Raw genomic sequence first — 14,679 nt, forward strand, 5'->3', positions numbered from 1 at the left:
AAGGTCCGCCTTACCAATCCTAAATTTCGGGGGAGTTTTACTCCTCTCAAATTTTTTAAATTTATGTTTCAGTGTTTGGGTTTATTTTCTAAAATTACTGTGTCGTAATCTTTACTTAAATCGTCCACCTCAAAAGACAGCCCTACATCAAAATTATCCTTTCTTATTTCAGCTCCGTTTCTGTTAATTATCTTTTTTACTGGCAACGTTCAGTTCTTAACCCTTATATTTTCTCGGATCTGCTCCGTAAGTATGTTCTGTCTGAATTTTGCCAGTTCTTCCGTGTATTTTTATCTGGCTTGGTTCTTGCTTTCTTGCAATTCCCCGGGCTTTTTTAATTGCTTTTTCTTTATTTTCAAACACAGCAATCGGTTGTTTGTTTCCTTCTTTGGTTATCTTCCAGTCTTTTACCCCTCCTTTTTTATTTGGAGTAATATGAATTACTAGCCTTTTAGACATAATAATTATTTCCTTTGATTAAGATTATTTGAGGTCGACCTTTATAAATTATCTTTAGCAAAATATCTCAATTCACTAAACTGAGATATCTTTAATCTACTTAATAATCCCTCCTTCTTTTTCTATTGTTTTCATTTTATCCTTTATCCCCTCCTCTAATTTTTTATATTTATCCCAAGTAAGCAACCAAACCAAGGCAATGGAATCAATGGCATCAGCCAAAATATAAATACTAATTTTATCAAGTTTATCTTTATACTCTGAATCTTCTAAAATTTTCATTTTTTCATATTCTTGTTTCTTAATGCCTTCCGGAATAAAATCAGTGGAAATTAAATAAGAAACAAAACAAACCGCTTTGACATAATCATATATCTTTTTGTTCCCCTTGCCTAAAATTTTCTTATCAGCAAGTTTTCCTTTAACTTTTTCTATTTCCCACTTTCTTTTACTTAATTCATCTATTACTCCATAGAGAAAAGATTCTTTGAACTTTTCTTTCAGCTTTTTATTTTTAATAAACTCAGGCGCACCATCAATATCATAATCAAAAACATCTCTTTTTTTATCAAATTCGTAAAATTTTATTATTTCTTTATCCCAGTATTTCTCCATATCTGGATGAATAGTTGAGGGTCCATAAAAGTCTCTATCATCGCAATGCGGCGGCACATGAGCGTCAGATAAATAATGACTTAACATTAAGAAATAAAGCGCTATTTGATTATCATTGAACATAATATTGGAACCTTTTGGCTCCTTTTTTTGAATCAAAACCATATCTCTAATAGCGTGAGATAGGGCCTCACATCTATCAGGAAGCACATATTTAGACTTTCTGCAGACTTTTTCTTTAAGTCTGGATTCATTAATTCCAAGTTTTCTCAACGAACACAAATGATTCGGTGTTCGATTCTTGAATTCTTTAGCTTCTTTTCTTTCTTTCCTTGTTGACGGTTTTTTAAGTTTAAAGGTATGCCCGCCAGTGAGGTTATCAGAAATAACGTTGTCCGGAAACCAAGCCCCTTTAAGAAATGCATCTTTGTGTTTATCAAAAAATTTCACAAAGCTTTCAGCTTGTTTTTTAAAATGATCGTCAAAATCGTCGCCGAGAAAATAGCCCCTGAAATTTTTACCAAGAAAACTCCGCCTAAAAGATTTATATCTTTTAGGCCCCTTTAATCTTTCTAGGGCCATTAAGGCTAGCCAAGCATGAGCTATTTTTTTCATGTTTATTAATATCCTACCATCTATCTCCACAACTTAATACATAGTAGTAAATTGTAGTAAATTTTCAGGATTTTTTAGTTTGATATATTAATAATGGAGTTGGCAATAATACCTTCTGAGATACCACTTATGGGTTCCACTTGCGGGTGTGGTAAATACACCTTAGAACCTAAAATAGAGATATTTTGAGAGGTTTTTGTATATTTTTAGAAATTCCTAATGCCTCTATGTCAGTCTTTATGCTTTATATCAAAATTATAGCACAAATGAGACACTACTTAAGGGTATATTTTCGTGTCTCAAATGCACCAGCGTGTAATCTTACGAAACATTGATTATTTGAAATTATCCTTGGTAATTCTTTCGATCCTCAAATGGCTACTAATCTTTTTTAAAAATGGCGACATCGCTTCGGTTCTCAGATATCTAGACTTTTCATATCTTTCATGAAAAGACAAAATAACATCTTGTTTTGCTCTGGTTAGGGCAACATATAAAACCCTGAGTTCTTCTTTTATATCATGATTACGCGCAGGTATAAAAGTATCATTTAGCCATAGCACAAAAACAAATTCTGCCTCTATCCCTTTAGCTGAATACATTGTTGTTACCAGAATTTTATCTTCTTTTGGAATCTCATCTTCTGAATCTAAAAGGCCAAATTTTTCATGAATAAATTTGATGACCGAGCCAATGGAATAAAGTTTCTGTGTTTCTTCGTTAAGTGTAATATTCGCTTGAGAAAATAATGTTTCATCAACTAGTAAGTGGGGGAAAGCTTTTAACTCCTTCTGAAATTCGTTGATATTATCAATAACTCCGTGAAGCTTATTAAGACTAGTAAAGATTTCTTTTATAATTGGGGTTTCTAAGGTAGAGCAATAATCGTAAAGGGATTTTCCGACTTTCATAGCCTTTCGTCTTATATCAGTAATCTCCTTCGCTTTTAGTCCAACTATTTTTAACCATTGTCTAAGGGCAAGACTATCAGAAGAATTTAACATTTTTAATACCAACAGAAGTCGCCAATAATTATCAGGAATATGAGCTTTTTCTTTTAGTTTTGTAGGTAAGGAAAATTCCGTTTCTAAAGTAGACGCTACTGTTTTTACAAATTTTGAAATAGGACAAAGAACCATAAAATCATTATAATTAAGCGACTCCCCGTTTCTATTGGTCTTTTTTCCCATTATCTCTTTTATTAACGAGGCAACTTTTTTAATTTGGATACCACTTTTTGTACATTGTAAAGTTAAAATCTTTTGTCCGTTATCAGCTGGAATATTAACTTTTCCACCAAGATAATTTTCACCCAAAATTAAGGATTGTGATGCTCGTAGAATATGGGGTGGTAATCTGTGAGAATCGGGAAAATATACTTTCTCCCATTTTTCTGATCCCAAACGTTCTCGTATTCCTTGGGGATATGCATGGCGAAAACCATAAATACTTTGGGCATCATCGCCCACAATTATAACTTCGCTTCCCCATTTAAAACTTAATAAATCAATTAATTTTTGATCCATTGGATTCAAATCTTGATATTCATCAATTTGTAAAAATGCTGACGGAAAATTAACTTGTTCTTTTTCCAGAATATCGCATGCGTATTTAACAATTCCGTCTAAATCAAAAGTATTATAAAACTTAAATAAGCAATCAAGGTGTCTTAAAACTTCTTGTCGTCTATCTTCAGGTATGGGACAATCTGTCCGAAAAGAACGAGTGCATTGATAATAATTAATATCTAAATCCAAACGATCTACAGAAACCTCAAGTTTAAGATCGTCAATTAATTCATTCAATAAAATCTTATGTTCGTTTCGGTCTTTTATTAAGATCGAGAATTTTGAATCTCGTTCAATTAGAGATGCATATTTATGAACTATGCTCTTAGCATAGGTATGTAAGGTACTAATCCTTGGAAACTCAAAATGAACTTTTACTCCATCGAAAGCATCCTCGCCAACCTCTTTTCTTACTTTTTTATCGGTATCTCTACGACTTGTCCGAGTAAATGTAATAAATGATACTTCACGATTAGGATCGTCAATAAGTAGTCCTATCATCCGTTCTACTATAGTACTAGTTTTTCCCGTGCCAGGCGCAGCGATAACAATAAGGGGTTTTCCCTTATGATCAATCACTGTTTTTTGTTCTTTACTTGGAAAACCCATAAAAAATTATTTACTAGTCAACTTGATTAGATCTTCTTCTTTGATTTATATCTTTGAGAATTTACTCTCCTATCAATTTTGAAGAGTAAATCAAAAAATCCGACAAGATTATTGGCTGCTTCAAAAGTTTCTTGTCTGCTTAACTTTTTACCATAATCTTTTTCAAATATTTTCTGAAATCTTTTAATGGTTTCTTCTGAAATTTGCATGGATTATTTTTTCCCTTTCTAAAAATCATATTTTTAATAAAAGAGGTTTTCGACTTCTGTCGGTCGTGATTTTAATGATTGCTTTCTGTAATAATTGTTCATATGTTTTAGGTACTTTTATCTCCTCTTTTTTAAAAGAAATAGGTCTCCAATAACTAAAAAATATCCGTTTATATGTTTTTAATAAAAAATCAACTCGAATAAACTTTTCTGATTGATGTTTTAAGAAAATTGGTAAAAATATAGGTTTTCTTTCTAAACTTTTCTTTTCATCAATAAGTTGATCGACAATCATCGCTTCATTTTTTTTATTTTCTTGAATTGCTTCACAAATTTTTACATAATTAGATTTACATCTATAATTATCTTTCCCTATCCATTCTGCTTGAATATTCTCAATTATTAAATTTTCCTTTGAAGCATTAACTAACTTTAAAGTCATAAACCAATCAAGCATAGAGAATCTATCAATAGGTATAGTTAAATCAAACCCTGCAGCACTCACAGTAGCCGGCACAATACTTACCGAAAACTGCCCGAATGAGACTGGTTTTACTTTGTTTATATCTATTATTTTATCTATTTTTACTAAATTTACATCCATTTTAATTTTTCTTTTTTATGTTTCCTTTGTTTTTTCTGTACCTAGACTCCCAACTCTGATTTAATTTTTTCTCGTATTTGATATGTAAATACCTCTGTTAAGGGAATAACCTGGAGACAATTTGGACATTTTATTGTTTGTTCTAGAATAGGTTCTTTTTTCAATTAATTTTAACTATTAATTATATTTCTAGATCTCCTAATGCAGTTATCATTGGAAGTAAGGTTGGGGAAATCGCTCTTGAAAATTGTGAAATTTTCTCAAAAACCGACATAGCACCAACTTTTGCGTCTTTAAAGGTTTTTTCTTTTTCAGCTTTTTTGTCAAAATCAAGGAAAGATATACCCAAAAGAACCATACCATACTTAAATCTTGCTTCTAAAATTTTAGGGTCAGTTTTTATATTTCCTTTTATCTCCATTTGAAGATAAATATTATCCATATTTATGTAAAAATCGTATCCTGCCTCCTCTCCCGCATCTAATACATACAAAGCGCTTTTTTCATCGAACTTATATTTTTCCCACTCGTTTCTTCTCACCTCACAGATGTTAGGAATATCAAGATGAGCCGAGTCTTGTCTATCTGAACCTTTTTTCTTACCGGGAGACTTTTTCTTTTTATTCTCTCCATTATTATTTCCTTCGTTTTCCTGCGGTTGATCTATAATTATGCAAAATTCATTTAAAAATGGTTCAACCCGGGTTATATCAGACACTTCTGATTGAAAGTATAGCTTGTCCCCGATTTTTACATCGGACAGCATTTCGATTGTTAACGTGGCAATACCATTCCACAAATTTATAGAATGGTTTTTGGTAGCTATATTGTTAATTTTAATGATTAACTCGCCAGGTTCTTTGTCGCGATTAAAATAATCATTTTCAGCATCGGTTTCATATTGGACACGAAATTTTGTATTACTTATGGGACACACTTTTGGCTTTGATTTTGTATATTCTTTATCTAATTTGAAATAAGTAGGAAATTCCTTGCCTTTAAATTTCCCTTTCCCTGATACCCCCGTAAGCTTAAACGGATTTTTAATTCTTATACCTTTTGTAAAAAGGCTTGATAATGATGGGGATTTTTTTATTATATTCTCTAAGATATCCGCTAACGGTTTTGAATCCTGCAACTTGTTTTCAATATCTTCTCTTCTCCTTTTTTCCCTCAAGTCTCTAAGTCCTTGGTGATTTTTAATAATATCTTCAAGGGACGCTTCGATTTCATCTTGCATCGGTCCACCGCTCAACCTGTCACGACTATTCATAAACAAATCTTCTTGCATTCTTCTATTAATTTTTGAACAATCTACCATAACCAAAATACTATCTACGAGGTAACCCATACGAACTGACTGCCGTTCAAAGAATGACTTTAACAAAAAACCGTGCGTTTGGCCATTAACTGTAAAAATAATTCCTTCTTGGCCGGCATAAGTTTCTCTTTTTCCGGACTTAAATGCAAAAATTGAATAATCCATTTTTTGTCCCCTGATAACAAGTTCACCAGAGCTTGGAAAGTTATCTTCAAGATTTTCTCGTTTATCTTCATCAAGTCTAACACTCAATCCGGAAAGTATTTTCAAGGGGCTTTTCTCATATCTAACATCGGCCACTTTTATAGGAAGAGCAATATTTGGCATCAAAAGTGAAAGTCTATTATGCAAGTGACGTGTGGCATCAGATCTTAAGCGACCTGTCCCTATTTGGTATTCATAAACTTTTACAAAAGTTCCGTGAGTTATAGGTTTTTTGTATGGCCGTATATCCTCTCCGGGCAATAACGGCAGAGACGATGAATTAAAAGAAAGAATTTTACCACCGGGAGCGAGATAAATAAAAACAGAACTTCTCATTTGACCAACTGGACTTTTCCTTCTAATAATTGTCATACCCCATTTATCATCTATATTTTCTTCTTTTATTCCAGGGTCTCTCTTTGATATGATTAGCTGTAAATTATGTTCCGGACTACCAAATCTAAAAACTCCCGTTCCGCCCATTCCAAATTTACCTTGCACAAACTGAATTTTACTTTTATTACCCCTATTAAGAGAAAGAAAAGTATTAAGAAAAGATTTTGGTGACTGTCCTTCGCCTAAATCAACTATTGAATATGAAGGGTTTGCATTAGTCCCTTTTTCACCAGATGCAATTAAAAAAATATTTTCAGCAATTTTCGATCTTGTACTAGCGTCAATTAAAGATAACTTACCATTATAAATACCAAAATACTTTTTTTGGGCTTCGGCTATGTTTTTTGGTGCAGCGTCACTTTCGGGCTTGATCCCGCTCCTCAAACATTCTCGCATTAATACCGCATCTACAGAATTAATAATTTTTTCAACGAGAGCAGTATCTGGTGCGCTCTGCTGATTACCGATAGTTGACCAATTTCCCTGACTCTCGTCAATTTCCTTCCACGTATTCTCGTCTTTCCATAAATTAAAACTATTTAATACTCCGATAACTTCTTTTTCTGTTTCTGCTTTTGCTAATAAAAGCGTTAGATTTTTGATATCTTCATTTACCATATTTCTATAATTTAAATTTTTTATGTTTAGGGAAGTGAAATTTTCCTTTTACTTCTCTCAATTTAAAATCAATTACATTAAAAATCTTTTTAATTTCTTCTTCATTATATTGGTAGGCACTTCTATTGGCACAGTTACCAAGAACCTTAAGTCTTTTTAGAACCTCATTAGTCCTATATGTGGCTAGTCTTTTAAACCTTTCTCTTTTTTCGTTTTGTTTAGTCATAATTTTTATTGTTTATTTAGCAAATAATAACCTTATACGATAAGGATATGATATCCTTATCGTATTGTCAATAGTCTTGCCTGTGGATAACTTTTAGTTGATTTTTTTGGCAATTTTTGGCAGAAAATAAAAACTGCCCAGCTCATTGCTGGGCGGCTCAGTCACCTGACTTAGCATGTGATGGCTGCCGGGTTAGGATTCGAACCTAAATAGACAGCTCCAAGGGCTGTTGTCCTACCGTTAGACGACCCGGCAATCTTTTATTTTTACTTTCCTACAATTATCTCCACAATCGCCAATTCTAAGGGCAATTGCGGTATTGATGAATATTTGATTCTGTTTTCTGCTTGTAGAAAAAGGTTTATGATTTTTTGAAGTTCCAGTTCTGTAAATTTCTCTGTTTGCTTTTCAAGATGCTGGACCTCTTCTTTAGTTAAGCCGGTAATTAGCGGATTATCCTCTCCTGCTCCTCCGCTTATTTTTAAAAGCAATGCCTGCCTTAAATAATTTACTAATGCCTTGCTCAATTCCTGAACATCCTGGCCTTTATCAATTATATTATTTAAAAAATCAATGGTTTCCGCTGGTTTTTTTTGAATAATCAAATCAGTAAATTTGCTTACCTGATTTATTTCTACCAAACCTAATATGTCTTTAATATCCTCTGCTTTTATTTCTTTTTTTCTGTCTAAACTAAAAGCGGAAACTCTGTCTAATAAACTTTCTGCGTCTCTTACTGCTCCGCCAGCATTCAAAGCAATTAATTCTAAAGCTGGTTTTTCAATCTTAATGCCTTCTTTTCCGCAAATAAATTCTAATCTTTTGATAATTTCCTCTAATGTTAACTTGCGGAAATCAAATCTCTGGCAGCGGGAAAGAATAGTAGAAATCATTTTATGGATTTCAGTAGTGGCTAAAATAAATATGGCATAGGATGGCGGTTCTTCTAATGTTTTTAATAAAGCATTTGACGCTTCTTTGGTTAATTGATGGCATTCGTCAATAATAAATACCTTGTATTTTGATTTAGTGGGCCCGAACCTAATGCCGTCCCTTAAATCTCTCATTTCATCAATCCCTCTGTGCGAAGCGGCATCAATCTCAATTAAATCTATTGCTCTGCCCTGCTTGATTTCCAAACAGGAAGAGCATTCATTGCAAGGTTCAAAACTATCTTGTTTTCTTTTTTCACAATTTACCGCTTTTGCTAAAATCCTGGCAATGGAAGTCTTTCCAGAACCGCGCGGCCCGGAAAATAAATATGCATGGGAAACCATTCCTGAAGCAAGAGCGTTAGTCAGGGTTTTAACGATATACTCCTGGCCAACAATCTCTTTAAATGTCTGGGGCCTGTATTTTCGATATAAAGCTAAGCTCATTTTATTTTTTGAAGACGATAAATTTATAGCCGAGGAAATTCCAAGTTAAGCCGACAAAAGAAGCAGTAATTGCCCCAAAATTTGCCCATTGAGCTAGATTCAAATTAAATTGAGGATCAACTAAATTTACTATTATAGAAGCAGTTCCAACATTTATTGCAAAACCAATAGCGCTAATAACAAAAAACTGCAAAAATTCTTTTTTCGGCTTAACTGCTTTTTTCTTTTCAAATGTCCAGAATTTATTCCAAAAATAACTGTTGGTTGTGGCTGCTACAAAAGAAATTCCCTTAAAGAAAGAGTAATATGGGCCTAAAACAACTCCTGAAAATAACATTAATAGATTTAAAATCCCTAAATCAATAATTGTGTTTAATACTCCTACTAAAACAAATTTAGCCAATTGCCAGAATACTTTTATTTTCTGGCTTAAAATGTGAGCTATATAAAGACAGGTTAAACAAAAAACAGGCAGGAAAACAGGCCAAATCCAATATAACAGCTTTGCCTCCAAGCCGAGATTCTTTAAAATCCCAAAGCTTAATAAAGCAATTAGCTCTCCAATAACAAGAGCTACGATAATATCTGTCTTTTTCATATTGTTTTATTCTATCAAAACTAACAATACTTGACAAGGTTTGATGGTTTGCTATTCTATATAAATAGCTTATGTTATACTGTGAAAATCATTTAATTCAATTTTGCGCTTGCTGCGCATGTTGTTGCGCCTCTTTCACAAGAGGTTAGTTGATGATTATTCATTGTTAATTGCTTATTCTTAACTGGCCTCTAAAAGAGGTTTTTTTATTGATATGACTATCTTAGATTTTATTGGCAATACTCCATTAGTAAAAATTGGAAATATCTTTGCTAAGTTAGAAGGGTTTAACCCTACTGGTTCTGTAAAAGACAGAATTGCTTTGGCAATGCTCGTGAAAGCTGAGAAAGAAGGTATTTTAACAAAAGGCAAAACAATTATTGAACCAACAAGCGGAAATACTGGGATTAGCTTGGCGATGTTCGGAGCGATAAAGGGATATAAGGTAAAAGTTGTAATGCCGGAATCAATGAAAATTATAAAAAGAGCTATGATAAAGGTTTTTGGCGGAGAGATAATTTTAGTTAAAGACAAGGACTGGCGGGATAATGCCATAAAATTTACTAAGGGTTTAGCCGAAAAAGACAAAAACCTAGTGATGCTTAATCAATATGAAAATGAAATAAATGTAAAAGTCCACTATGAGAATACGGCAAAAGAAATTTTAGAACAGATAAACAACAGATCAATTGATTATTTTATTGCAGGCATTGGCACTGGCGGCACAATTACTGGAATTGGAAAGCGGTTAAAAGAGAAATATCCGAATATAAAAATTATTGGAATTGAGCCGAAAAAGGGCTCAAATATTGAGGGATTAAAATCTTTAAAAGAAGGTTATGTGCCGCCAATTTTAGATTTAAAAGTTATTGACAAAATAATTGAAGTTGAAGAAAAAGATGCTTTATTTTGGCAAAAAAAATTAGCCAAAGAATATGGCATTTTTGTTGGTATCTCATCTGGCGCGGCAATGTTTCTTAGCCAAAAATTTGCCCAAAAAAATCCTAACGGAACGATTGTCACAATTTTTCCTGACAGAGGTGAAAAATATTTGTAAAAAAATAGAGGAGCAAACTAAATTTACTCCCATTTTTGGAAACTTTTTATTGTATTTTTGCTCCATTTAGAAATCGCTGGAACTCTAAGACATCTTTTGCCTTTTTGAGTTCTTTCTCTATGTCTACCAACTCTGTTATCTCTATAGTGTTAGTATTCACTATTGGAGCCTTACTGGCATCGCTCGGTTTTTCAACCATCCAACTTCCACTTTTCACTTTCCTAAATCGCAATCCCTGTTTGTGTCCCTTTTTATCAATAAGTTCAAGACCAAGATGGTCAAAGTTTCTCTCTATCATGTGTAAAAAGCTTCTGATCTTTTTCCTGGCTCTCCTGACTTTTTTCGGCTCTGTTATCTCTTCTAGTTGTACTTTCATTTTTTTTCACCTCCCGATTTTGCAAATCCTGTTTATATGCTTCTCGCTTGTGAAAATTTCACCTTTTCCACCCGGGAAAAATATAGCTCCGATATACATTCCTTTATCTGCTTTTTTTGCGGTCTTTACTATCCTTCTTACAGTTTCTTCTCTTCCCATTTTTTCTACCTCCCTTTTTTTGCTTTTTGTATAAATACTACATATAACATAGCATATCAATAAAATTTTGTCAAGGTTGCTTGATGTAAATATATGGGTTAAGATTAAATATATGTTAAAGCTATACAATACTTTATCGCGGAAAAAAGAGGTTTTTAAACCAATAAAGAAAAAGCAAGTTGGACTTTATACCTGCGGACCAACGGTTTATTTTTATGCCCATATAGGTAATTTGAAAACTTATATTTTTGAAGATATTTTAAAAAAAATATTAGAGTATAACAGCTATAAAGTAAACCATGTAATGAATATCACTGATGTAGGCCATTTAACTTCTGACGCTGATACTGGCGAAGATAAACTGGAAAAAGGCGCAAAAAGAGAAAAGAAAACTGTTTGGCAAATCGCTGAATTCTATACCAAGGCGTTTAAGAAAGATATAAAAGATTTAAACATTGAAGAACCAGATATTTGGATAAAAGCAACTGACACTATTAAAGACCAGATAAATTTAATCAAAATTTTGGAGAAAAAAGGATTTACTTATAAAATTGACGACGGCATTTATTTTAATACAGCAAAACTTAAAACTTATGGCCGATTATGGGGCAGAAAAAAGATATCAATGAAACCAGAAGCAAGAATAAAAATGGCTGCTGGCAAAAAAAATCCTACTGACTTTGCTTTGTGGAAATTCAGCCCAAAAGGAGCTAAAAGGCAAATGGAATGGAAATCGCCTTGGGGGATTGGATTTCCTGGCTGGCATACAGAATGCGTGGTAATGGGAATTAAAAATTTAGGTGTTCCATTTGATATTCACTGCGGCGGAATTGATCATATTCTTATTCACCATACTAATGAAATCGCCCAGGCAGAAGCTGCTTATGGAAAAATTTTAGCAAATTTCTGGCTGCATAGTGAATTTCTCGTTTTAGGCAAGGAAAAAATGGCAAAATCTAAGGGCAATATTGCTATTTTGGATGAGGTTATCAAAAAAGCATTTAATCCTCTTGCCTATCGCTATTTATGCCTTGGCGCGCATTACCGCTCAAAACTAAACTTTTCATGGAAGGCATTAGAAGGAGCCCAAAATTCTTTAAATAATCTTTATCAAAAAGTAGCCGAATACTCCGAGAACCGTTCTCGCTCTGGAAGAATCAAGAACGATTCTTCCAAAATCAAAAATTATCAAAACAAATTTCTGGAATTTGTTAATGACGATTTGAATACGCCAAAAGCTTTAGCTTTACTCTGGCAAATAGTCAAAGCTCAAGAAATATCAAACAGAGAAAAGTATAAACTTTTATTAGATTTTGACAAAGTTTTTAGCTTGGACTTAGACAAAGTTAAAAAACTGCGAATACCTCAACAAGTTAAAAAACTTGTAGAAGAAAGAGAAAAATTTCGTGAGCAGAAAAACTGGAAAAAAGCAGATGAAGCTCGCAAAAAAGTTGAAAAAATTGGATATCAAATTGAAGATACTGAAAAAGGATATAAAATCTTGAAAAAATAATAAAAATTATATAATTTAAAGTATAACAATATGCCGGAAAACAATTCATTAAATAAAGAACTGCCTGAAAAACTTCCGCCTCAAAATATAGAAGCAGAAAAATCCCTGCTCGGCTCTTTGATGATTGATAAAAACGCTATCGTTAAAGTCGTTGACTTTTTACAGTCAAAAGATTTCTATCAAGGCATACACCAGCAGATTTACGAGACAATGGCAGAACTATTTGAAAAAAAAGAGCCAGTTGATTTGCTTTCTGTCTCCAACCGGCTTAAAGAAAAAGAGCAATTGGAAGCAATCGGAGGAAACAGTTATCTAACTGAATTAATAAACTCTGTGCCTAATGCGCTTCATGTTCTTAACTATGCTAAAATCGCCCAAAGAAAAAGAATTTTAAGGGATTTAATAAGCGCTTCTTATGAAATCGGTTTAATGGGCTATAATGAAACAGACGATGTAGATGTTTTATTGGATAACGCGGAAAAAAGAATTTTTAGCATTGCCCAAAAATCACTTTCTCAAAAATTTGTTCCGGTAAAAGACACATTGGAAGAGGCATTTGAGCGCCTTGACGCTTTATCAAAGCAGAAAGAAGGCATAAGAGGAGTGCCAACTGGTTTTATTGATTTAGACAATAAGTTATCCGGCCTTCAAAAATCTGATCTTATTATTTTAGCTTCCCGGCCATCTTTGGGGAAAAGCAGTTTAGCGCTTGACATCGCGCGTAATGCAGCTATTCACCATAAAATTGCAGTTGGAATATTCAGTTTAGAAATGTCAAAAGACCAGGTAGTAGACAGGATTATTGCCAGTACGGCTAATGTTGATTTATGGCGTTTTAGAACAGGCCGTTTGTCAAGCGAAGGAGAAAACAATGATTTTTCCAAAATCCAGCAGTCATTGGGCATATTGTCTGAAGCGCCAATTTATATTGATGATGCCGCCACTTCTAATATTCTTCAAATGAGAGCAATGGCGCGCCGTTTGCAAGCAGATAAAGGATTGGGTTTGGTTATTGTTGATTATCTCCAGCTCATGGAGCCAAGAACTGCCAGCGCCAATATTGTTCAGCAAATGACTGAAATTTCCCGTTCCTTAAAAGGACTTGCTCGAGAGCTTAATGTTCCAGTTTTAGCTCTTTCGCAATTATCAAGAGCAGTAGAACAGCGCTCTCCGCAGATTCCGCGTTTATCAGACTTGCGTGACACAGGAGCTCTTGAACAGGATGCTGATGTGGTTTTGTTTATCCATCGGGAAGATAAATACAGGCCTGATACAGCGCGCAAAAATATCGCTGATATTATTATAGCCAAGCACCGTAATGGCCCGCCTGGAAAAGTGGAATTATATTTTAACGAACAAAAAGTCAGTTTTAGGAGTTTAGAAAAAACTGAAAAAGAAGAATTCGGCGAATCAGAGTATGAATAATTATCCTCCTTCAATCCAAAAACTTATTGATATATTTTCCAGTTTTCCTACTGTTGGCCCGCGAACTGCGGCTCGTTTTGTTTTTTATCTAATGCGGCTACCGGAAGAAAAGATAAAAGAAATCTTAGATTCTGTTTCCAATTTAAAAAAGACCATAAAAATTTGCTCTTTTTGTTTTAGTCCTTTTCAAGCAGCAGACACTGAAGAAACTCTTTGCCCGATTTGCCAAAATAAGACCCGGAATAGAAATCTGCTTTGCATTATTGAAAAAGAAACTGATTTAGTTGCTCTTGAAAAAACTAAAAAATACAATGGGCTTTATTTTATATTAGGCGGAACTGTTTCTAAACTAAAAGAAGATGAGATTAGAAAGCTAAGAGCTGAAGCATTAATAGAAAGAATAAAAAATCCAGAAAAATTTGGAATTTCTGGAGCTGATTTTCAAGAAATCATTATTGCTTTTAATCCTACTGCTGAAAGCGAAGCTACTGCTTTATATTTAAAACGGCTCTTAAAGCCGCTTGGCAAGAAGATAACGCAGCTGGGCCGTGGCTTACCCATAGGCGGTGAATTAGAATACGCTGACCAAGAAACCCTGTCATCTGCACTTGAAAGCAGAAGATAAAATAATTTTTTGCCAAATATTAAAAACACCATTTAAGGTGTTTTTTAGATTCTCTTTCTAAAACAAAATTAGTAATAATATTGCGACCGTAAGATTATTACTA

The 14,679-nt window shown here is 33.5% G+C and carries 15 protein-coding genes and 1 tRNA gene; 4 read left to right on the top strand and 12 right to left on the bottom strand.

Annotation, left to right across the window (positions count from 1 at the left end; translation table 11 throughout):
* Positions 1 to 216 precede the first annotated feature (216 nt).
* From KAT95_01015 to KAT95_01060, 10 genes are all read right to left on the bottom strand, one after another.
* Positions 217 to 459: a DUF2188 domain-containing protein gene (locus KAT95_01015; GenBank protein ID MCK4520434.1), complete on the bottom strand. Its 243-nt coding sequence runs from the start codon at positions 457 to 459 to the stop codon at positions 217 to 219.
* Positions 460 to 555: 96 nt separating this feature from the next.
* On the bottom strand, positions 556 to 1,689 hold the full coding sequence (locus tag KAT95_01020; protein ID MCK4520435.1) for a hypothetical protein: 1,134 nt from the start codon (positions 1,687 to 1,689) through the stop codon (positions 556 to 558).
* Positions 1,690 to 2,024: 335 nt separating this feature from the next.
* Positions 2,025 to 3,866 carry an ATP-dependent helicase gene (locus tag KAT95_01025; GenBank protein ID MCK4520436.1) on the bottom strand — a complete coding sequence of 614 codons (1,842 nt, stop codon included), beginning with the start codon at positions 3,864 to 3,866 and terminating at the stop codon, positions 2,025 to 2,027.
* A 26-nt stretch (positions 3,867 to 3,892) separates the two neighbouring features.
* Complete coding sequence (locus KAT95_01030) at positions 3,893 to 4,075, bottom strand: hypothetical protein (protein ID MCK4520437.1); 183 nt, start codon at positions 4,073 to 4,075, stop codon at positions 3,893 to 3,895.
* Positions 4,076 to 4,100: 25 nt separating this feature from the next.
* Positions 4,101 to 4,679 (bottom strand): hypothetical protein, encoded by a 579-nt coding sequence (locus tag KAT95_01035; protein MCK4520438.1) that lies wholly within the window; start codon positions 4,677 to 4,679, stop codon positions 4,101 to 4,103.
* 181 nt (positions 4,680 to 4,860) lie between these two features.
* On the bottom strand, positions 4,861 to 7,218 hold the full coding sequence (locus tag KAT95_01040) for a hypothetical protein (GenBank protein MCK4520439.1): 2,358 nt from the start codon (positions 7,216 to 7,218) through the stop codon (positions 4,861 to 4,863).
* 4 nt (positions 7,219 to 7,222) lie between these two features.
* Positions 7,223 to 7,444, bottom strand: coding sequence for a hypothetical protein (locus tag KAT95_01045; protein ID MCK4520440.1), 222 nt, complete (start codon positions 7,442 to 7,444; stop codon positions 7,223 to 7,225).
* A 181-nt stretch (positions 7,445 to 7,625) separates the two neighbouring features.
* Positions 7,626 to 7,699, bottom strand: a tRNA-Gln gene (locus KAT95_01050).
* A gap of 11 nt (positions 7,700 to 7,710) precedes the next feature.
* Positions 7,711 to 8,823: a DNA polymerase III subunit gamma/tau gene (gene dnaX, locus KAT95_01055; GenBank protein MCK4520441.1), complete on the bottom strand. Its 1,113-nt coding sequence runs from the start codon at positions 8,821 to 8,823 to the stop codon at positions 7,711 to 7,713.
* 1 nt (position 8,824) lies between these two features.
* Complete coding sequence (locus KAT95_01060) at positions 8,825 to 9,421, bottom strand: GtrA family protein (protein MCK4520442.1); 597 nt, start codon at positions 9,419 to 9,421, stop codon at positions 8,825 to 8,827.
* Positions 9,422 to 9,635: 214 nt separating this feature from the next.
* Here KAT95_01060 and KAT95_01065 point away from each other — a divergent pair, with 214 nt between their 5' ends.
* Positions 9,636 to 10,478: a cysteine synthase family protein gene (locus KAT95_01065; protein MCK4520443.1), complete on the top strand. Its 843-nt coding sequence runs from the start codon at positions 9,636 to 9,638 to the stop codon at positions 10,476 to 10,478.
* Between the two features lie 46 nt (positions 10,479 to 10,524).
* Here the strand turns inward: KAT95_01065 and KAT95_01070 are convergent, their stop codons facing one another.
* Positions 10,525 to 10,854, bottom strand: a complete 330-nt coding sequence (locus KAT95_01070) for a hypothetical protein (GenBank protein ID MCK4520444.1) — start codon at positions 10,852 to 10,854, stop codon at positions 10,525 to 10,527.
* Positions 10,855 to 10,860: 6 nt separating this feature from the next.
* On the bottom strand, positions 10,861 to 11,013 hold the full coding sequence (locus KAT95_01075; GenBank protein MCK4520445.1) for a hypothetical protein: 153 nt from the start codon (positions 11,011 to 11,013) through the stop codon (positions 10,861 to 10,863).
* A 112-nt stretch (positions 11,014 to 11,125) separates the two neighbouring features.
* On the opposite strand from KAT95_01075, the gene cysS reads away from it, so the two are divergent.
* From cysS to recR, 3 genes are read left to right on the top strand one after another with little or no spacing between them, the layout of a single operon-like run.
* Complete coding sequence (gene cysS, locus KAT95_01080; protein MCK4520446.1) at positions 11,126 to 12,526, top strand: cysteine--tRNA ligase; 1,401 nt, start codon at positions 11,126 to 11,128, stop codon at positions 12,524 to 12,526.
* 30 nt (positions 12,527 to 12,556) lie between these two features.
* On the top strand, positions 12,557 to 13,951 hold the full coding sequence (gene dnaB, locus KAT95_01085) for a replicative DNA helicase (GenBank protein MCK4520447.1): 1,395 nt from the start codon (positions 12,557 to 12,559) through the stop codon (positions 13,949 to 13,951).
* On the top strand, positions 13,944 to 14,576 hold the full coding sequence (recR, locus tag KAT95_01090) for a recombination protein RecR (protein ID MCK4520448.1): 633 nt from the start codon (positions 13,944 to 13,946) through the stop codon (positions 14,574 to 14,576). Before dnaB ends, recR begins: the two co-directional genes overlap by 8 nt.
* Positions 14,577 to 14,679: the final 103 nt, after the last annotated feature.

The organism is Candidatus Parcubacteria bacterium (assembly GCA_023131895.1).
Lineage (GTDB): Bacteria > Patescibacteriota > Minisyncoccia > Minisyncoccales > JAGMDC01 > JAGLYZ01.